Source organism: Vibrio sp. HM8-C (genome assembly GCF_058630515.1).
Map to the genome: position 1 here is coordinate 201787 of NZ_JBMMKS010000004.1, position 20773 is coordinate 222559.

The 20773-nt window shown below is 42.3% G+C and carries 19 protein-coding genes; 13 read left to right on the forward strand and 6 right to left on the reverse strand.

What is annotated here, in order from left to right:
• Window positions 1–108: 108 nt before the first annotated feature.
• Window positions 109–1416 carry a nicotinate phosphoribosyltransferase gene (gene pncB, locus ACOSVQ_RS07270; protein ID WP_491981884.1) on the reverse strand — a complete coding sequence of 436 codons (1308 nt, stop codon included), beginning with the start codon at window positions 1414–1416 and terminating at the stop codon, window positions 109–111.
• A gap of 421 nt (window positions 1417–1837) precedes the next feature.
• Between pncB and ACOSVQ_RS07275 the strand changes: the two genes are divergently transcribed.
• The 3 genes from ACOSVQ_RS07275 (at window position 1838) to ACOSVQ_RS07285 (ending at window position 4706) form a co-directional block, all read left to right on the forward strand.
• Window positions 1838–2554 carry an NUDIX hydrolase gene (locus tag ACOSVQ_RS07275; protein ID WP_491981885.1) on the forward strand — a complete coding sequence of 239 codons (717 nt, stop codon included), beginning with the start codon at window positions 1838–1840 and terminating at the stop codon, window positions 2552–2554.
• Between the two features lie 212 nt (window positions 2555–2766).
• The gene (locus ACOSVQ_RS07280) at window positions 2767–4059 is read left to right on the forward strand and encodes a hypothetical protein (protein ID WP_491981886.1); all 1293 of its coding nucleotides are present in this window, start codon (window positions 2767–2769) and stop codon (window positions 4057–4059) included.
• Between the two features lie 302 nt (window positions 4060–4361).
• Window positions 4362–4706, forward strand: a complete 345-nt coding sequence (locus tag ACOSVQ_RS07285; protein WP_491981887.1) for a hypothetical protein — start codon at window positions 4362–4364, stop codon at window positions 4704–4706.
• Between the two features lie 83 nt (window positions 4707–4789).
• Here ACOSVQ_RS07285 and ACOSVQ_RS07290 read toward each other — a convergent pair whose 3' ends face one another.
• Together ACOSVQ_RS07290 and ACOSVQ_RS07295 are read right to left on the reverse strand one after the other, a co-directional pair.
• Entirely contained in the window at window positions 4790–6337 is a 1548-nt protein-coding gene (locus ACOSVQ_RS07290) for a methyl-accepting chemotaxis protein (protein ID WP_491981888.1), read from the reverse strand.
• A 184-nt stretch (window positions 6338–6521) separates the two neighbouring features.
• Entirely contained in the window at window positions 6522–7697 is a 1176-nt protein-coding gene (locus ACOSVQ_RS07295) for an MFS transporter (RefSeq protein WP_491981889.1), read from the reverse strand.
• Between the two features lie 98 nt (window positions 7698–7795).
• Here ACOSVQ_RS07295 and ACOSVQ_RS07300 point away from each other — a divergent pair, with 98 nt between their 5' ends.
• Window positions 7796–8773: an endonuclease/exonuclease/phosphatase family protein gene (locus ACOSVQ_RS07300; RefSeq protein WP_491981890.1), complete on the forward strand. Its 978-nt coding sequence runs from the start codon at window positions 7796–7798 to the stop codon at window positions 8771–8773.
• Here ACOSVQ_RS07300 and ACOSVQ_RS07305 read toward each other — a convergent pair.
• Window positions 8762–9040 carry a GNAT family N-acetyltransferase gene (locus tag ACOSVQ_RS07305; protein WP_491981891.1) on the reverse strand — a complete coding sequence of 93 codons (279 nt, stop codon included), beginning with the start codon at window positions 9038–9040 and terminating at the stop codon, window positions 8762–8764. The two genes, ACOSVQ_RS07300 and ACOSVQ_RS07305, sit on opposite strands and share 12 nt — an antisense overlap.
• Window positions 9041–9164: 124 nt before the next feature.
• Here ACOSVQ_RS07305 and ACOSVQ_RS07310 point away from each other — a divergent pair, with 124 nt between their 5' ends.
• The 7 genes from ACOSVQ_RS07310 to sstT all read left to right on the forward strand — a co-directional run bounded on the left by ACOSVQ_RS07310 (window position 9165) and on the right by sstT (window position 15379).
• The gene (locus tag ACOSVQ_RS07310) at window positions 9165–9917 is read left to right on the forward strand and encodes a flagellar brake protein (RefSeq protein ID WP_491981892.1); all 753 of its coding nucleotides are present in this window, start codon (window positions 9165–9167) and stop codon (window positions 9915–9917) included.
• 93 nt (window positions 9918–10010) lie between these two features.
• On the forward strand, window positions 10011–10931 hold the full coding sequence (locus ACOSVQ_RS07315; protein WP_491981893.1) for a polyprenyl-phosphate transporter: 921 nt from the start codon (window positions 10011–10013) through the stop codon (window positions 10929–10931).
• Between the two features lie 155 nt (window positions 10932–11086).
• Window positions 11087–11515 carry a hypothetical protein gene (locus ACOSVQ_RS07320; RefSeq protein WP_491981894.1) on the forward strand — a complete coding sequence of 143 codons (429 nt, stop codon included), beginning with the start codon at window positions 11087–11089 and terminating at the stop codon, window positions 11513–11515.
• Window positions 11512–12114 (forward strand): SCO family protein, encoded by a 603-nt coding sequence (locus ACOSVQ_RS07325; protein WP_491981895.1) that lies wholly within the window; start codon window positions 11512–11514, stop codon window positions 12112–12114. The genes ACOSVQ_RS07320 and ACOSVQ_RS07325 overlap by 4 nt, the downstream gene beginning before the upstream one ends.
• 4 nt (window positions 12115–12118) lie before the next feature.
• A complete protein-coding gene (locus ACOSVQ_RS07330) occupies window positions 12119–12568 on the forward strand; it encodes a copper chaperone PCu(A)C (protein WP_491981896.1) in 450 nt (149 codons plus the stop codon).
• A gap of 298 nt (window positions 12569–12866) precedes the next feature.
• Window positions 12867–13925 carry a ribosome small subunit-dependent GTPase A gene (gene rsgA, locus ACOSVQ_RS07335; protein ID WP_491981897.1) on the forward strand — a complete coding sequence of 353 codons (1059 nt, stop codon included), beginning with the start codon at window positions 12867–12869 and terminating at the stop codon, window positions 13923–13925.
• 233 nt (window positions 13926–14158) lie between these two features.
• Window positions 14159–15379, forward strand: a complete 1221-nt coding sequence (gene sstT, locus ACOSVQ_RS07340; RefSeq protein WP_491981898.1) for a serine/threonine transporter SstT — start codon at window positions 14159–14161, stop codon at window positions 15377–15379.
• 92 nt (window positions 15380–15471) lie between these two features.
• Here sstT and ACOSVQ_RS07345 read toward each other — a convergent pair whose 3' ends face one another.
• Both ACOSVQ_RS07345 and ACOSVQ_RS07350 read right to left on the reverse strand, forming a co-directional pair.
• Window positions 15472–15837, reverse strand: coding sequence for a bactofilin family protein (locus ACOSVQ_RS07345; RefSeq protein ID WP_491981899.1), 366 nt, complete (start codon window positions 15835–15837; stop codon window positions 15472–15474).
• Between the two features lie 8 nt (window positions 15838–15845).
• On the reverse strand, window positions 15846–16793 hold the full coding sequence (locus tag ACOSVQ_RS07350; protein WP_491981900.1) for a M23 family metallopeptidase: 948 nt from the start codon (window positions 16791–16793) through the stop codon (window positions 15846–15848).
• An 837-nt stretch (window positions 16794–17630) separates the two neighbouring features.
• On the opposite strand from ACOSVQ_RS07350, the gene ACOSVQ_RS07355 reads away from it, so the two are divergent.
• Together ACOSVQ_RS07355 and ACOSVQ_RS07360 are read left to right on the forward strand one after the other, a co-directional pair.
• On the forward strand, window positions 17631–19523 hold the full coding sequence (locus ACOSVQ_RS07355) for a PTS mannitol transporter subunit IICBA (protein ID WP_491981960.1): 1893 nt from the start codon (window positions 17631–17633) through the stop codon (window positions 19521–19523).
• Between the two features lie 92 nt (window positions 19524–19615).
• Window positions 19616–20761, forward strand: a complete 1146-nt coding sequence (locus tag ACOSVQ_RS07360) for a mannitol-1-phosphate 5-dehydrogenase (RefSeq protein WP_491981901.1) — start codon at window positions 19616–19618, stop codon at window positions 20759–20761.
• The last annotated feature ends 12 nt before the right edge of the window (window positions 20762–20773 follow it).

Below are 20773 nucleotides of genomic sequence, written 5' to 3' on the forward strand. Positions count from 1 at the left end.
CAAAGCAGTCCTTTTTGAGTCTAAATGAAACCGGTATCGTGACACAAAAACAAAGCCCTCTCTAGCGAAAAAACCAGAGAGGGCTTATTTAGAACCACAACGACGCAATTAAGCAGCGACGATGTAGTTTCGCTTAGTCTGCTTTTGTTTCTTTAACGATTTAATCAAAGCATCGATGTCCACTTCAATGTCAAATCGACGCTTTAAGTTGGCAAGAAATAGAGGGTCTTCGCACATAGCTTTTTCAGGCTCATCACTGATTTTAGCCACCGGTCTACCGTTACACTCCGTTAGTTTGATCACGATAGAAAGAGGTTTATACGCCTTACCCTGACTGTTTTTCCAATTCTCAAGATCGTTGGTTAAAAATGTACCGATGCCAAATGAGATTTGAACACGACCAGCGAAGTACTCACAAAGGTCTAGCGCCTCATCGAAATTGAGTCCATTGGAGAAAATGAAAATTTTTGTTTTAGGGTCAATACCAAGGCTTTCATAGTGAGCAATCATTCGGTCCCCCCACTTAAAAGGGCAGCCAGAATCGTGTCTCACACCGCTGTACGCTTTGGCGAGATGCATATTGAAATCACTGATGAAGGCGTCAATCGTCAGCGTATCTGTCGGAGCAATCGCAAGCTGACCTTCAAATGAGTTTAGCCATTGCTCTAATGCCACTCGCTGTGAATCTCGCACGTTGACCAACGCTTGATGCCCCATAAACCACTCGTGAGCAATAGTACCAATAGGTTTTAAATTAAACTCGCGGGCGAAATGACAGTTACTGGTACCCAATAACAACTCAGGAATCTCTTGTTTTAGATGTTCCATCACATCTCGTTGTACCTGACCAGAAAAGCGACGACGAGTCCCCATTTCAGTCAGCGAAAAATTGGTGATGCCACGTTTAGCAATCTGCGCTTTCAACTGAGCTACTTTTTGGGCGAAAACTTTCATAGGCAAATCAGCAGGGACATCTGACCAACGTCGACGATTACGCACTTCAGAAACAATCGCCATCACAATGGTTTCGTACAAAATGGTGTCACGCCACGAGCCTTTAACTCCAATTCTTAATTGGTTTTTGCCCTCTTGTTTCATCACACCCAATTCGACCTGACGTTCGGGCTGAAAATGGAAATAACGCAAAGACTGAATAAACGAATCTTTCAGATGTGGAAAATGAGAACCTAAATAAGCGATATCTACATCAGAAAATCTTAATGAAGACAGATGCGCTATCTCATCACCAATCTCTTCCAATAAATCACTGACATCTTCATCGCTACGAACAATCAGTTCATACCGCACTTGTGCATCAGGATAATTGGAATGTATAGCCTGCATCATATTGATTTTATAGGCATCTAAATCCAATAGGCTGCGGATAATTTGGGGAGAGAATAGGCGATTACTCATTTTGCCTGCCTTCTATTTACTGCAAAGGAACTGTCTGACTTATATAAAACCACTCTCTTTTTCTGCAAATCTATTTCTGTTTTACGCAGGTGCACTTCAATTATCTGCTTCAAACAAAGATCTGTAAGGGAGATATCTTATACAAATCGCTTTTAATGTTAGTAACATTTTGTTCGTAACTGTGCCAAAACAATAAGCCAACCCTTGCAGTTTGTCAAACCTTGTTACAAACCTCACAAATACCTCGGTCTTGTCACTTAATCGGTCATGTTTAATCGAATGAATGTAATTACAAACACTTATTGCTGTTTACTTGAAAATAGCCCTGCGGTTTAAATGAGTTTGTCACAATATGTTATTTACATTGACCGTGAATTTTCACTTCCCTAGAATGGAGCCATCACATGCTAGGATTCGTATTATGATTGTTACCATTGATATGGTTTGCCTTCGTCTCGCACCATCGGGGATTCAAACTCTCCTCGTCAAACGCTGCAACCCAAACCGCCCTGATTGCGGCAAATGGGCTTTGCCAGGTGGATTCGTATACGACGAAGACATGACCAGCCAAGGTGGCGAACCTGCCGATGAAGATTTCAATTCTGCTCACCGCAGAATCTGTCGCCAGAAAATACATACCTACCCCAACTACATCAGCGACCCATTGGTCGACGGTAACCCTAAACGCGATCCAGAAGGCTGGAGTATCAGTATCTCCCACTATGCGTTGCTCAACCCTTCCAATGTCCAGCAGATAGAAAACGCAAGCGCCGATAGAACCCGCGCAGATTGGTTTGACTTACAACCTTTGCTTGATGAGAAAATGGAACTGGCCTTTGACCACGTTGCTCAGATTCAACATGCATGGAAGAAACTAAGAGCAGCAGTAGAATACACCTCGGTCGTACTGTTCTCTTTGGAGAAAGAGTTTTTAGTCGCCGATATTATCGATGCCTACAGTAAGTTCGGCGTTGAAGTAAACCGTATGACCATCAAGCGACGATTAATTGATACCGGCATTATTGTTAGCGCCAACAAAATAGCGGCATCCAGTAAAGGCAAAGGCGGTAAACCTGCAAACGTATACAAGTTAGCGACCAATGAAGTGAGTTACTTCCAGACCTGTCTACGCAGCTAATTAGTAGTCGCCAAGTTCGCTGAAGTTTTATTCAAACTCACTATTGCACCCTAGATATTGATGAGTATGATGTAAACGATAACAATAAGCGCAGTACCTATGTGACTTGATGATGAATCTCATCGTTACTTTGGTATAAAAGAACGCTCATTCAAACGAATATCACCACTTCCCCTACGATTCACCCACTTTTTATTTGGCGTACGGACACTATGAAACCCTCTATTGCTGCTACTGGCGGCTGGCTATTAATGCTTAGCGTGTTGCTCTCTCTCATTGCTCAAATCACAGGGCTTTTCAGCGGCTATTGGGCGGGAATTCCTATCTGGTTAGTGGTGATGCTTTTCTTGCCTTACGTCAAACCAGCTCAAAGAAAGCAGATCATTCTACTCATGTCTGTTGGCTCAATTGGATTGCTGTATGGTGTATTCAGTGGTCTTGATGGTCGCTATCTACTCAAAACCTTAGATGCCAACCAAAACGTAGTGGCGATGATCGTCGGTGTCGGATTTCTTCGTATTTTTGCGGTTAATAGCGTGAAAACAGGCGAAACACTGCCAAAAGGCAAAAGCGCACTGATTAGAACCTTGTTCGGCGCTCATCTATTTGGGTCTGTGCTCAACATCTCTTCAGTAATGATTGTTGGGGACAAACTGGCAACTCAGAGTAAGCTCACCACCACACAAGGCTTAGTGCTACTGCGTGGCTTTTCCGCTTGTGCCTTCTGGTCACCTTTCTTTGCTTCTATGGGCCTAGCTTTAGTCAGCGCACCCGGTGCAGAACTGGGTACTTTAGTTAGTTTTGGTATTCCAATTTGCCTTGTAGCTTTAGGTTTGAGCTGCTGGCAAATCATTCATCGTGACGATGCGGACACGCTCTCTGGTTATCCAGTTACCCTCTATTCTTTGTGGATGCCTGCGTTACTCGCTGTAATTGTGATCACCGCACACAAGTTCTATCCGCACATTAGCGTGCTATCACTCGTTACACTAACGTCACTTTGTTTCATTGCCTTATGGCTTCTATTCACCAAGGGCTATCACGCCATCGTGGTGGCTCGTAACCATATCGAATCTGGGATAGCCAACTCCAGCGGTGAAGTGGTGCTGTTTGCAGCTGCCGCTATGCTTGCTTCTGGTGTTGCCGCATCTTTAGATGCGATGAACATTCAACTTGCACCAGAGCATTTCGGCCCAATCGAAGCCGGTGTCACTATTGCGGTACTGATTGCATTAGCAATGACAGGTATGCACCCTGTGACCAGTGTTGTTCTCGCCGGCAGCGTGTTAGCGCCTTCAATGGCAGATCCAAATATGTTGGGTTTAACATTATTGATGGGCTGGTCATTGGGTATAACTGTCTCACCGTTTTCTGGTGTTCAGCTTAGTATCCAATCTCGTTACGACATCGGTGCAAAAGACTTACTGAAAGCCAACTGGCGCTACATTGTAACCATGTATCTGATTTGCTGTGCAGTGCTGTGGTGGTATTCGACTCAACTCTAGCCAATCAAAACTAGAGCCATGTAAACCTTACTATGTACGTAATAAAGCGAACAAAGTTTGGTCAATGATTTTACAGTGTTAGAAAATGCACTAACTAAATCCGCATTGTCAGAAAGTTGAAGATAAGATTTCTATCGTTTTACATTCGCTGACGGACTCCTTACATGTCAGTTGTTAGGATTATTTCGTGCTCAACATGCACAGATACCCAAACAACAAGTTGTCACGGACAAATACACAGTTCAGTACCGTGTCGCTTTTTGTCGGAAGGGCATAACAACGACAGTTAAAGGAGTATTCACATGAAAAAAGCGCTCGCAATAATCACTATGATGGTCGTAAGCGGTAGCGTATTCGCCGCGACTCAAACCAAACAATCAGAAAGAACTCTTCAGACAGAAGTGTTCAACTCTGAGGAAAAAGCGCAGCAAGCTGGATTCAAAATCATTCATGATTTGAGAGAGTTATCTTCAGAAGAGCTGAGTTTTAAACTCGGTGTAGTTGAGCCTATGGTCGTTCCAGATAGCGTAAAAATTAACAACAGCGAACTGAAAGTAGAATCTATTTTAGTTGAGCCTGACAAAACCTCTTATCGTGGTTTAGTTAACGTCGATTACCAATACGACATTAAAGATCAAAAAGACTAGCTAAGATATTCACCCGCTAATTTAGTCACCCTAAATTGATGACAACGGAATGTCATCAATTTAAGCAACTGAACCAATCATTCTTAGTTTCGCTCGAATTGTCTTATAAGCCTCTGCAACTCTTTTAGGTTTGAAACTAATACTCGAGTGCGGTTTACCGAATCACCGGAAGATTGAGCCGTTTTTTCCGTGAGCATTTTAATGTTAACTGCATTGGCAGTGATTTCTTTGGTAGCAATCGCTTGCTGCTCAACCGCTACCGCAATCTGCTGACTTCTATCTGAAACTTGCTCCAGTTTTGCAGAGATATCGTTAATCATTCCACCCGTTTCATCAGCAATAGCAATGCATTGCTGTGACAGATCGGAACCACGTTGAATGGCGTTAACACCTTTAGCCGCTAGATCTTGTAGCTCAGCAATCATGCTATGAATCTCAGTGGTTGAATCACTGGTTTTTATCGCCAAGTGACGCACTTCATCAGCCACGACTGCAAATCCACGGCCGGATTCTCCAGCCCTCGCTGCTTCAATCGCTGCGTTCAAAGCAAGCAAGTTGGTTTGTTCTGAAATGGAGCTTATCACATCCAAAATAGACTCCACTTGCTTGGTATGAGCAGACAAAGTTTGCAGAATACTTTGACCATTCACCAACTCTTGGTCTAACTCATTCACTTTGCGCACAGTTGCTTTAATACTCTCCAACCCTGTAATTGAGTCCGAACGAGCTTCCTGTGTTAACTCAGAAGTCAACGACGCAGCATTTGCGATATCGTTGATGGAATAGGTTAGCTCTTCAACAGCCGACGCGACTTGCTCAGTTTCTGCATGCTGAGCCGTTAAGCTTTGCTCAATAGATTTTGCTGTCTCAAACTCGTGCTGTGCATCTTGAAGAATGCGCCCTGAGGTGTCTCCGCTGCGCGCTGTTACCGCTCGCAATTCTGCCTTACGCATCATGAGTGCAAGTTCGACTTGAGAGAATTCGTCACGTTTACCGGTATAGACTTTTTCCAGTAACGGGTTCGAATACGCCTCGCTAGCAAGAGCCTGCAATTGCTTCAGACGTTGCTTCGCATGCGTAATGCCAAATAACAAAGCCACTAATAATGCGCTACAAATAGAACCCATCAGCCACGCCTGTTGTGACCACATCCAAAACAGGTTGGTTGCCAAAACAAAAACAGATAGCAACATCAGTAAATTAGAAAGAGGAAAACGAGAGACAGAGACTTTCTTACCTGCGTTGATTGCTTTATACAAAGCCTCTGCGCGCTTAACTTGCTCAGCGGTAGGTTTAGAGCGAACCGATTGATATTCAACGATTTCGCCCTTTTCATTTTTTATTGGAGTCACAAACGCAGAAACCCAGTAATGTTTTGAGCTTTTACATTTATTTTTCACTATTCCCATCCAGCTTTTGCCTTCTTGGATGTAGCTCCAGAGCTGTCCAAACGCCGCTTTTGGCATGTCTGCATGGCGAACTAAATTATGAGGGTTACCAATCAGTTCTGCTTGATCGTACTCAGCGATATCACAGAACACTTGGTTAGCATAAGTAATGTAACTAGAACAATCAGTAGTAGAAATAAAACTGACGTGATCTGGGTAATCTTTATTTTCAGTAACTTCCATGCCAATAATGCTCGCTAACGTTCGTGTTGAAATCAGATTTCAAAAATTACGATATAATTTGCAGCTTTTTTAACATGGGACAACTATTGCGACCTTGACCCTAATCAATTCAGAAACTTATCAATAAGACCCTTATCATAACTGAGACAAATAGACATTTTTGCATTACACCCATATTTAGGCATTAAGCCCAGCGTAAAACTCGCACCTCGTTACCTTCTTCAGGTTGTTTCGGAATGTTCAAAGATAGAAGTAACGAGACACACGCCATACCCGCACCGATATAAAAAACAGCAGCTGGTGATACAAGCCAGAGCAAACCAAAACTCACTGGAATAATCACAGCTGCGATATGGTTTATAGTGAACGCGACGCCCGCTGTCGATGCCATATCTGCTGGGTCGGCAATTTTTTGGAAGTATGTTTTAACGGCCAAAGCAAGAGCAAAGAACAGGTGGTCGACAACATACAGCCCTGCTGCCCAGTGAGCGTCTGTCACCAATGCATAACCAACGAATACTCCAATCAGACCAACATACTCAACGATTAGTGCTTTACGCTCACCAACCACACCAATGAAACGACCAATTCGTTTAGCAAACAAGAAGTTAAAGACATAGTTGATTAAGAACAATAGCGTAATATCCGCAGCGGTATAGCCAAATTTCTCGACCATCAAAAAGCCTGCAAACACAGTAAAGATTTGACGACGAGCACCACTCATAAATGTTAAGGCATAGTAAAGCCAGTAACGTTTGCGTAGCACCAACTTCTTCGTTTGAGGCGTGGCTGATTTAAATTCAGGAAAAGCAAACGCTGCAACGACAACTAAAGCCAATGCTAGTCCGCCAGTAATTCCATACACCCATTCATAACTCAAATGCAGTTGCTCAAGCATGATCCACAATGCGCTATAAGTAAGTAACGATGCCAGAGCACCAACTGAGATCATCTTGCCAAGCATCTCAGGTGCTTCATCTTTGCTCAGCCATTGCAGTGATAATGATTGTTTCAATGTTTCAAAATAGTGGAAACCAGAAGACATCAATAAGGTGGTTAACAACAGCCCTGTTAAAGAAGGAAAGAAACCTGTGATGGCGGTACCTAACGTCAACATCACTAGAGAAATAAGCATAAAGCGCTGTTCACGTATAAACAGCAACACAAACACAGCCGTGAAAGCAAGAAAGCCTGGGATTTCACGTACGCTCTGAAGTAAACCGATATCAGCACCATTGAAGTTCGCTTTTTCAATGACAAAGTTATTCAATAAAGCCATCCAACTGGCGAATGCAATCGGCACAATTGCAGAAATAACCATTAAGAAGTTTTGTGGGGTACGCCAATTTTTAGTGTTCATTAAAAGTATTATCATCCTTGTTATCATGTTGTCAGTGTAACCAATCCTGCTTTAGCTGTAACCTAACTGTTAAAATTTAAAAATAGGAGCAACGACTGATGCAGATCCGCTTTGCTACAGCAAACTTGTTCAACTACCTCGCTCCACCCAATGCCTTTTACGAGTTCAATAATATTTACGAGGAAAATCAATGGAATAAAAAACAATTGTGGTTAGAGCGAAAGCTATCCTTTTTGGATGCAGACGTTATAGGTTTTCAGGAGATCTTCAGCGCAAAAGAGCTTGAATTTCAATTGAAGCAGCTAGGCTACAAGTACTTCTCCGTTGTCGACCAACCTAAAGTTTCTGAGGAATATATTTATACGCATCCTGTTGTGGGGATCGCTTCTCGTTATGAGTTGACAGAAGTACAAGCGATTGAAGTCATGAAGCCTAACTCAGAAGAATTGTTCAGCTTCTATCGAAAACCATTACGAGCCACGTTAAATCATCCTGTAGCGGGAAAACTAGACCTCTATGTTGTTCACTTTAAGTCACAGCGACCAACACTAGAACGAACCGTAGAAAGTAAGGAAGAAAATTCGACTGTTTTCGATGCGTGGCAACACGAAACTTATGGCAACTGGCTTTCCACTGTTCAACGCGGATTCGAAGCAGCATTGTTGCATAGAGAAATCATGGAAAGGAAACGAATCACTGGTCACCCAGTCGTATTAATGGGAGATTTCAACCAAATCCTAGACAGCCAAGAATTTGCTTGCCTGCGTTCCACTCACCGCTTTCGCCAGCCAGACTCATACTTGCCACTTTTACCGTTTCAACTTATCGATAGCTGGGAGTTGTATTGTCACAGCGGCCAAGCGCAACGAAAACCGACTCATTACACTGGCTCAGCAGGACAAGTATTGGATTACATTTTACTCTCAAGCGACTTCGGTCTGGAATCCGATCACAACATAGCGCGGGTAGTCGATTTTCACGTCGAAGATCAACATCTGGTCAATCCCAATTTTGAGCTGGATAGATTTGCCAGTGATCATGCTTTTGTCTCAGTGACGTTGGAGCTACGCGCGTAGATGTTGCCATTCAGGGTGACGGTCTAAATAATGCTTTACGTAGCTGCACACTGGCACAATTTTGAAGCCTTGAAGTTCAATCATAGGTAAAACACTTTCCATCATGATTTTGCCATAGCCTTTGCCCTGAAGAACTTCAGGCACTTTTGTCGACGTTATATGCATAGCCTTATCGAAGAACTGATAGCGAACAACCGCATAATGCTCACCTTCTAAGTGAACACGGAAGCACTCGTTCTCTCTGTCATAGATGACTGTATGTTCCATTTTTATGTCCAAAATGATAGTTAACTCTTACTTTATAACTCTAGTGAATTGAAAGTCTGAATACATAGCCCTAAAATCTCAAACCTTAAATAAAAAATAATAATTATCTTGTTGGAGATTATGGATGACCTCGCAGCTATCAGCGACAAAAAATGACAAGCCTACTGTAGCTAAAACGAATAAATCCGTTCTCACCCTCAATAGCACCGACGCTTTAGCCATGGTTGAGCACGGTAGCGAGTTGAAACTTAATATTACAACACCAGTTGGTACAAAGTTTATCTGTAGAACGCCGTTTATAGGCACTCATTCAGATACTTATCTTCTTATTGAGATCCCGAATATCTCTGCGAATGACATGAGCTTTTATTTCCAAGAAGGATTTTGGATCAATATTCGCGCAATCTCATCTCGAGGTGAAGGCGCAATGATCCATTTCCGCAGTCAGCTATTGCATGTCGTTCAGGAGCCGATCCCATTTGCAATGCTTTCTATACCTAGTTCAATGCAAGTGACGCAGCTGAGAAAAGAACCTCGATTTGACGTGAACCTGCCTGGAAAAGTAATTTGTGGTGAGCACAAAGCGAATGGCGAAGTACGCGACCTATCAAAAAGTGGTTGTCGATTCATAGCGCCGCCTGTCGGCAGAACCTACCAAGTGGGTGAAATGGTATCGATTGAAATCTTTGCCGATCACAAAGGTACAAAAGTATTCGCGCCACTTACCGGAAAGGTCTGCAACCTACAGCGTTCAACACATTATGCTCGCTACGGCATGGAGTTTAACGAAGAAGGTCAGAAGAACGCAAAAAATCTTTTAAGCCAGCTTAAGTTCAACGGAACTAAGCTGACACTTAACGTAGAACGCATTGCCTAATACGTTAATTTCATAAATTCTCACCAAAAACTTGGAGTATGGCATAGCGGTTTCGCTATACTCCTTCGCATCTTTTTCATTTTAAGGTTAGAAATGAACTACTTTAGTACCTTTATTAAAGGAATGGCGATGGGTGCAGCTGATGTTGTTCCTGGGGTTTCTGGTGGAACCATCGCTTTCATTACTGGCATATACGATACCCTGTTAGAAAGCATACGACGTGTTAACCCAAGCCTGCTTGGGATATGGAAACGTGAAGGATTCGCAGCGGTATTTCGTTATATCAACGGCTTTTTCCTCATTTCATTGTTTGCAGGGATATTAACCAGCATTGCGACTCTTGCAAAATTGATCTCTTGGGCATTAGTCACCCATCCGATTCCTACTTGGTCATTCTTCTTCGGTTTAATACTCGTATCTGTATTCCATATGCTCAAACAAGTTGAGCACAAAACTGTATCTCGTTGGGTATGCTTAGTTTTTGGTATCGCGTTTGCTTATAGCATTACGATTTTGAAACCTCTGAATTTGGAACCGACCAGCATAAACATCATCATCGCTGGTGCTATTGCCATTTGTGCAATGATCCTTCCGGGGATTTCAGGCAGTTTTATTCTTTTGCTGATTGGCATGTATGCAACCGTCCTAGACGCAGTGAAAAGTGCGCAAATCGATATTCTACTGTTGTTCGTCGTCGGATGTGTGTTGGGTTTATTAACCTTCTCCCATGTTCTTTCATGGTTGCTTAAGCGTTTTCGCGAAGTAACTTTGATGTTTCTGACCGGCTTAATGCTGGGTACATTACCGAAGATCTGGCCTTGGAAAGAGACTATCTCTTGGCGTACAAACTCTCATGGTGAGCAAGTACCATTGGTTCAGCACAACCTGTCGCCGTTTGATTTTGAAGCTGTAACGTCTCAATCGTCTCAGCTTGTTGTAGCGGTTATCTTAATGCTCTGTGCCGTTGCGTTAGTTCTAGGGCTCGAGAAATATGCTGAAAAGCATGATGTCTAACTCTTGCATTCTATTGCGCTTGTAATCAATTATCCGAGGCGGCTTGTAGCCGCCTTTTGTTTGCTTGAACCCTTGCACATTTCCCTCTATTTTTCCTAACGTTAATCTGGGTTTATGCTAGGATGCGCACACCTTTCCTAACCATGTGTAAGAAAATGCGTTCAGCTTTAAAACTTCTCGCCATACTTATCGCACTTCTTGCTGGTTTCTTTGCTAGCGATATCATTAAACTCTTTGCTGGTGAAACAAAGAGCATCGACTTGTCCCAATACTGCCAATTGTCGACCACACCATGTACACAAAAAGATATCTCCATGTCTTTAGCTCAAGACACCGTACATCCGTTAGTCGCCAATCGACTTTCTGTCTCATGGCCAAACGGCCAATCAGAACAACTTGTCTTAAATTTGCAAGGTGTTGAAATGGAGATGGGAACAGTGAAGTATGTGCTTAAAAAGGTCGAGTCTGGCAAATACGAGGCAGACATTATATTGCCTGTCTGCACTAGTGAATCGATGACATGGGTAGGTCAACTTTCCGACGGTAACACAACTGTTCTCCCAGCATTAAGGATGGAACGATGAGCAAAAATTGGTCTTTAGTTTTAATCATGGCTTTTGTATTAGGTTTTGGCACCAAGAGTTATTTCGACGCTCAGAAAACCCTAAAACAAGAAGAGACTCCATCTGCTTCTAATGTGACGCTATACGGAGAACAAAACCAAGCAGTGAATATCTTTGATACAACAGATAGTCGTATTCGCATCGTCTACTTTGGTTTTACTCGCTGCCCAGACGTTTGCCCGACTTCTCTTGCTATGTTAGCTGGTGCTTTAAATCAAATTGATGATGAGACCAAGAAACTACTGAGACCTATGTTTGTTTCTCTCGATCCAGAACGTGATGACGCCGATTCATCTGCAACTTACGCACATTACTTCCATGCCATGATTGAAGGTTTATCAGCGCCTTTAGATGTGACCACTGCTTTGGCAAATCGATACGGCGTTATCTTTCGTAAAACCGAATTACCAAACTCGGAGCTAAAATACACGCTCGACCATAGCTCCTATTTCTATTTTTTAAAGCCCGACGGCACACTTATAACTAAAGTTCCACATACGCAGAACCCTGCGCCAATAATGGAAGCGATTAAAGAAGTCACTCACCCAATAGAAGGATGAAACAATGAAAGGTAAGGCACTGTTATTAATGAGCTTATTATCTAGCCCATTAGCTTACGCAAAAATGGACATCATGGTTCACAATCCATATGCCAGAGCGACACCACCAACAGCCGTAACTAGCGCAGTATTTGGTGAAATTGTTAACAGAAGTGATACCGACCGATATATTGTTTCAGCGACGACTAGCGCAGCTGGAAAAGTGGAGCTTCACGATGTCATCACAGAAGGTGATGTGATGAAAATGCGTCAAATCACCGAATTTAAAGTACCAGCTAAAGGCAAGTTGGAATTAAAACCGGGCAGTTTCCACATTATGTTGTTCAACCTACCTAAGCCATTATCTGAGGGTGAAGAGGTCGATGTTCAGGTGACATTCAAAAATGGGGAACAACTGACCTTTAAAGCACCAGTTAAAAAAGTCATGAGCGGCATGAAAATGGACCATCATTAATTCCATAATTCAGCTTCGAGCGTTCAGAAGTGTTAAAGCTAAAACATGAAAAAAGAGGTGGGTATTCCCGCCTCTTCTGCTATCATTTGCATGATTTTTAACTAGAGAACATTAGGAGATTTTAATGATTGTATTCCATACCCACCGTGCAAGTTCAGAGAAGAAAGCTTAATCTAAAACCTTTTCTTCCCTTCGAATTGCCCGGTGTTTGATTAACCGGGGTCACACCTTTACTCGACCCTAGTCATATTTAATTGCGTTATAAGACAGCGTACCTACGCGTGTCTGGGGTAACCAAATGAGTTTAAACGAAACTTTATCACTTTCTTTGCCACAGTTAGGATGGCGACCTGTTTACCAGCAACAACTTAGCTGGGATGAATTAGAAACTGCAGTTCCCGCTCGTATCAGTGAGCATCACCGTACAGGCTATATTTGTTGGACAGAAAATGGTGAGATCCACTTAGATATCCATGCAAAGCTACCGCCAATGACGGTGGGCGATTGGATATTGCTTGAACGTGAAACCCATCAGTTTATTAAGCTGCTTGAACGTCAATCGCTCTTTAGCAGAAAAGCTGCTGGTATTAAATCTTACGAACAACTTATCGCGTCCAATGTCGATACGGTTTTTATCGTCTGTTCACTCAATTATGACTTTAATTTAAGTCGCATAGAGCGCTATTTAGCACTCGCCAAAGAAGCGCAAGTTGAGCCAGTTATCGTGTTAACCAAAGCGGACTTATGTGATGACGCTGATGACAAAAAGCAACAAGTTCAAGCCTTAAACCCAATGCTGAATGTGGAAACGATTAACGCTCTTTCTAGCAGTAGCTGCAATAGCTTAAAAGCATGGTGCAGAGTAGGCAAAACAATCGCCGTAATGGGATCATCCGGTGTGGGCAAATCTACCTTAGTCAATACATTACTTGGTAGTGAAGCTCAGGAAACAGCTGGTATTCGAGAACACGACAGCAAAGGTCGTCACACCACCACGTCTCGTTCTCTGCTTTCTATGCCTTCAGGTGCTCTGCTGCTTGATACACCGGGAATGCGTGAAATTCAAATTTCCGACTGTGAGCAAGGTATTGAAGAAGTCTTCGCCGATGTTGCCAATTTGGCAGACAAATGTCGTTTCAGTGACTGCAAACATATCAGTGAGCCAGGTTGTGCTGTTTTACGAGCTATAGAAAGTGAAGAGCTGGATGAAAGAAGATTGCGTAACTATCGTAAGCTTCTTGCTGAGCAAGCTCGAAACAGTGAATCTATTGCAGAAAGGCGTTCCAAAGAGAAAGATTTTCATAAGCACGTGAAAAGTGTGATGAAGGAAAAACAATCTAGGGAAAAAGGATATTAATCCTATATATTAGCAAAGGGTGAAATATCACCCTTTTCTTTTACTAAAAATAATCGCTACAAATGCGCAACATTTCATCAAAAATGTGTCGAATTTCAACATCCTCATTAAATATTATTCTAACTATAAATAAATCCTAGACACATTGTCCTGCGAAGTTAATATAAGCCCCCTACAGCAAGTACTGCTGTAAACATTACAATTCAAACTATTTATTCATTGCAGGGATAATTATGCAAAGCAACAATATTTTTGCCCGCTTCGCTCGCGGCAATTTGGTGCTTCAGATCCTCGTTGGTATCATTTTAGGTGCTATCGTGGCGACTGTTTCACCAGATTCTGCTCAAAGTGTTGGCTTACTTGGTAACCTTTTCGTCGGAGCCTTAAAAGCCGTAGCACCAGTGCTTGTTTTTATCTTGGTTGCAGCATCTATTGCTAACCAAAAGAAAAACCAACACACATACATGCGTCCTATCGTAGTTTTATACCTACTAGGTACCTTCACTGCAGCTCTAACAGCCGTTGTTCTGAGCTTCATGTTCCCAACAACTTTGACACTTGTTGCGGGCGCAGAAGGTGCAAATCCTCCTCAAGGTATTACTGAAGTTCTTAACACTCTTCTATTTAAATTGGTTGATAACCCAGTCAATGCACTAATGTCAGCAAACTACATTGGTATTCTTGCTTGGGGCGTAGGTCTTGGTCTAGCACTTCACCATGCATCAGCAACGACTAAAGCGGTGTTTGAAGACCTAAGCCATGGCGTTTCTCAAATCGTACGTTTCATTATCCGTCTAGCACCTTTTGGTATCTTCGGTCTTGTAGCTTCTACATTTGCGACAACTGGTTTCGGCGCTCTAGCTGGTTACGCTCAACTTCTTGCGGTTCTACTAGGTGCGATGGCATTTATTGCGCTCATCGTAAACCCATTGATCGTGTACGTAAAAACTGGCGAAAACCCATACCCGCTGGTTCTACAATGTTTACGTGAAAGTGGTATGACTGCGTTCTTCACACGTTCAAGCGCGGCCAACATCCCAGTAAACATGGCGCTTTGTGAGAAACTAGAACTGGACGAAGATACTTACTCTGTATCTATTCCTCTAGGTGCAACGATCAACATGGCAGGTGCTGCAATTACAATCACAGTACTAACCCTTGCTGCAGTAAATACTTTAGGCATTGAAGTTGACCTATTAACAGCGGTTCTATTGAGTGTTGTTGCTGCAATCTCTGCTTGTGGTGCATCAGGTGTTGCTGGTGGTTCACTACTTCTGATTCCACTAGCATGTGGTCTATTCGGTATCTCGAATGATGTAGCAATGCAAGTGGTAGCCGTTGGTTTCATTATCGGTGTTATTCAAGATTCGGCTGAAACTGCGCTTAACAGCTCAACCGACGTGGTATTTACTGCTGCGGTTTGTAAAGCTGAACATAAGAAATCTCTGCGTTAATTAGTAACTTCAGTTACTTGCCGTTCAAAAAAAAATCCGCCTCATCTAGGCGGATTTTTTATATTTGAAACAATCATTTCTTTTCGAAAAAGTTACTTCTTAGCTGCAACTTTAGGTTCTTGAGGCGACACCTCTTGTACCTTGATCTCTTGAGCTTTGACTTCTTTAACTTTATCAGCTAATTCAACCACTGACTTATTGTCAGTGTTGGTTTCAGCAGGGTGTGTAACACCGTTGAAGCGTCCACCTTGCTCGATGCTTAGATCATCACTATAGATAGCACCCGTGACTTTACCGCGACTAAGAATTTCAATCTTCTCTGCACGACAGGTTCCTTCAAATTCGCCATTGATGACAAGGTGTTTAGCGAAGATTTCACCACTTGTACGGCCAGATTCGCTAACGATTAAAGTTTTATCAACGTGAATTTCACCTTCAACAGTTCCGTCCACTTGCATGTTGCTTTCTACCCGGAATTTTCCGCTGATTGAGCAACCCTTTGCAATGAGAGTGGTAGCTGAGTGCTGACTCTTAGCTCGACTTGATTTACCAAAGATTCCCATCGAATACCTTTAACCTCACTAAATATCGTCTCAAAGTTGTTTATCCCCCAATGAACAAAAGGCTTAGGGTCTAATGAACGACCGACGAATCGAATTTCATAATGTAAATGTGGACCTGAAGAAAGACCACTATTGCCTGAGTATGCGATCAAATCACCCTTTTGAACAAAGTCGCCATTGTTAACCGCAAACTTCTGTAAGTGTGAAAAAGAGCTGCTAAACCCATGCATGTGTAACAAACGAAGAAAATTACCTGACCCTTGGTCACTTTTACGAGTAATTTCTACAACACCATCTGCAGGCGCATAAATTGGGGTGCCAGTATTTACAGCAAAATCTTGCCCCCGATGAAACGCTGCTTTCCCAGTTACTGGATGAACCCTTTTACCATAACTAGACGAAATTCGTCCTTTTTGTACAGGAGAACCGCTTGGAATTTGAGTCAACATCACCATCCTTACGGATGAGGTAATTGCAGCCGTATCTAAACGAGACTCCAATTCGGACGATGTTTCTCCCATTCCGAGCACTTTCTCAAGGTCACCCAACTTATCTGATACCAGCTGAATTTTCTCTTCACGCTCTAGTAGGTCTCCCTCTAAACTCGCTTTTAAATTATTAAGGGAATTCACTTCCTCAGATAGTGTTAGCGATTTGTTTTCTAGCTCAAGCTGCTTTAGACGCGCGAAATATGCATCATTAACCAACTTGTATATAAATGCTCCCGTTGCAAGAACACTGACAACCAGTAGATAACCAAATCCTTTTAAACAATATCGATAAATTTTCCCTAGATGGAAATGCCGTGTCCCGTTAATCGAAGAAACAGAAACTATTACGTTTTCTTTCATTCACAAATTCTAGTGTCCATATTGAAAGTGGCGGAATTCTAGCAAGGAAATACAACTGGCTAAACCACTTGGTTGCCGTAGTTGTTTCCATTTCACACTTCTTGGGCACTTTCCTTAATTATTAATAATTCACCAAATGCATATAGATATGAAATTAAGTGCCTGATTTAATTTAGAGTTTACTCATATTCATTCATAAAGACTGTCGTGCTGGATAATAAAGAATAGGAATCTGCCCACATATGAATCAGCACCTATCATGGCGATATCCTTTATTACCTACAGCAGAACGCTTTCGATTTGCGCAGCAATTTGTTCGAAATAAAGACCTTTAGAAAGGTATAAATTGCACATTTGATGATGTAGTAAAAACCCATTTCTTGGTCTGAATGTTCGAATTTTGACCGATAAAAATTTTGTATCTAAATTACAAATATCTCACTAAGAAATCCATTATTTATTTCAATGTTCGAATTAAATCAATAAGTGTGAGATGCATCTCCTTAAAAATCCAACAAAGGACTTAATTTTATGATTATGTGATTTTGATCGATATTTTTAAAAATGATTTTTTATTCAAAATTAGATACTGAGCATTTATTTTCAATTGACAAAATGATTTTGTAACTTTTGTAACAAAATTACATAGTAGAAAAATGAGAGAGATCACAAAGAAATTATTTGAAGGGCATTAAATATGATTAGTTGATCACAAAAAACCCGTTCTCAGAGCCAACTAGAAATTGTGTGGTAGATTTATTGAGTGTTAATCAATCAGCGGTTTTGGCGAACCGTTACTACAACAAAATTAATCAGAACATCGAACGGGGTACACTTATGTTATCACCAGAAGCAAAGGTCAAGGTACAGAATTTTGGCCGATTCCTTTCCAATATGGTAATGCCGAATATCGGCGCGTTTATCGCTTGGGGTTTTATTACAGCACTATTCATTCCAACTGGTTGGATTCCAAATGAAACACTATCCAGCATGGTTGGTCCAATGATCACTTACTTGCTACCACTACTTATCGGTTATACCGGTGGTAAAATGGTTGCAGGCGATCGTGGTGCAGTTGTTGGTGCAGTAACCACTATGGGTGTCATTGTTGGTACTGACATTCCAATGTTTATGGGTGCAATGATTGCAGGCCCTCTTGGCGCTCTTGCTATCAAAAAATTCGACCAAGCTGTTCACGGTAAAGTGAAGAGCGGTTTTGAAATGCTAGTGAACAACTTCTCTGCTGGTATCATCGGTATGATCTGCGCAATCATTGCGTACTTGATTATCGGCCCTGCAGTTAAAGTTCTTTCTACTGGTCTAGCTGCTGGCGTAAACACTCTAGTTGAATCAGGTCTACTACCTTTAACTTCACTTTTTGTTGAGCCTGCTAAAATCCTATTCCTTAACAATGCTATTAACCACGGTATCTTCTCACCACTTGGTATTCAGCAATCTGAGGAACTAGGTAAATCTATCTTCTTCCTAATCGAAGCTAACCCAGGCCCAGGTCTAGGTCTACTAATCGCTTACATGGTATTTGGTAAAGGTAGTGCTAAACAATCAGCAGCGGGTGCTTCAATCATCCACTTCCTAGGTGGTATCCACGAGATCTACTTCCCATACGTGCTAATGAACCCACGTCTGATCATCGCTGTAATCGCAGGTGGTATGACTGGTGTATTCACTAACGTAATGTTTGATTCAGGTCTTGTATCTCCAGCATCTCCTGGTTCTATCTTCGCAGTACTACTGATGACACCAAAATCAGCATTCGTTGGCGTTATCCTTTCAGTAATCTGTTCTGCAGCTGTTTCATTCTTCGTTGCATCACTACTGATGAAAACTCAGAAACAAACAACGACAGAAGATGATGATTCTCTAGAGCAAGCGACTAGCCAAATGCAAGACATGAAAGCGTCTTCTAAAGGTCAAACTGTTGCTGCAAACATCGACATGGGCAGCGTTCGTAAAATCATCGTAGCTTGTGACGCAGGTATGGGTTCAAGCGCAATGGGTGCGAGCCTTCTACGTAAGAAAGTTGATGCTGCAAATCTAGATATTGAAGTAACAAACCTAGCAATTAACAACCTTCCAAATGATGTAGATATCGTTGTTACTCACCGCGATCTTACTGACCGTGCACGTAAACACGCAGCTAATGCTAAGCACATTTCGCTATCAAACTTCCTTGATAACGCACTGTACGACAACTTGGTTGCAGAGCTTACAGCGGCTAAAGAGGGCGCGCTAAAAAAGCCTGAAGCACCAGCAAACACTGACTCTAGTGAAGAAAAAACACTAAAGCTTTCCAATGAAAACATCTTCTTAGGCTTAACACCAAAGAGCAAAGAAGAAGTGATCAAGTTTGCTGGTGAACAACTTGTAAAACTAGGCCATGTAGCACCTGAGTATGTCGAAGGCATGCTAGCGAGAGAGCAATTGGTGTCTACATATCTGGGTGAGTCCATCGCTGTTCCTCACGGAACTATCGAAACTAAACAGTACGTTAAGAAAACCGGCATCGTTTTCTGCCAATTCCCTGAAGGCGTTCAGTGGGGTGAAGACGAAGATGATGTGGCGAAACTAGTTATCGGTATTGCTGCGCAAGGTGATGAACATATTCAAGTTATCACTGCTATCACCAACTCACTTGATGACGAAGAAGCCATCGAGTGTTTGAAGACCACAACTAACCCTGGTGATGTTCTTCGTATATTAAATGGCTAAAGCGTTTTTGAGCCATGCTCCTACACGATGAACTTAAGGCCGGTCTCCCCCGACTGGCCTTCTTTTAAATTTGAATTTTTGGAAGGTATGTTATGAAAGCGTTGCATTTTGGTGCTGGCAATATTGGCCGCGGATTTATTGGTAAGTTACTCGCTGACGCAAACATTCACGTTACATTCACAGACGTCAATCAGGTAGTTGTAAATGAACTGATTGCACGCAAGGAATACCCAGTAAAAGTGGTAGGCGCTGATTGCGTTACTGAAATTGTAACCGGTGTCACCGCGATCAATTCCACTGATCCTGCGGTTGTTGATTGTATCGAAGAAGCCGATCTCATCACTACTGCGGTCGGTCCTACAGTTTTAAAAATCATTGCAAAAACATTAGCTCAAGGGCTTGAAAAAAGAGTCAAGAGCGGTAAGACTTCGCCTCTAAATATTATCGCCTGTGAAAACATGGTACGTGGTACAACCCAACTAAAAGAAGCAGTTTTTGAACTTCTTTCGGATGACGTGAAGCCACAAGTAGAACAGTTTGTTGGTTTTGTTGACTCAGCAGTAGACCGCATCGTTCCTCCCGCAGAAGAAGGGGAAACTGATCCTCTAGCTGTAACAGTAGAAACGTTCAGCGAGTGGATTGTCGACGAGACTCAATTTAAAGGCGACATCCCTAACATTCCAGGCATGGAATGCACAGACAACCTAATGGCGTTTGTAGAGCGTAAACTGTTTACCCTAAATACAGGTCACTGTGTGACAGCCTATTTAGGTAACATTGCTGGCCATAAAACGATCCGTGAAGCCATCGAAGATCCTGCTATTCGTAGTGAAGTGAAACAAGCGATGGAAGAGAGCGGTGAAGTACTAATTAATCGCTACGGGTTTGAAAGAGAAAAGCACGCAGCCTACATCGAAAAGATTCTAGGTCGTTTTGCTAATCCATTCCTTGTAGACGAAGTGGATCGCGTTGGTCGTCAACCAATCAGAAAATTGGGACCAAATGATCGACTCATTAAACCTTTGCTCGGTACAATTGAGTACAACGTGGCAAATGGCACTCTACTAAAAGGCGTTGCTGCTGCTTTGAAATACACCAATGACAGCGACCCACAAGCAGTAGAACTGCATGCTTCTCTTCAAGAGGTTGGCGTGAAAAAGACACTCGCGCATTACACTGGCTTGAATGAGAACAGCAAAGAAATACAACAAATTGAAGCTTTATACGCTCAGCTCTAAAAAGAGAATGAG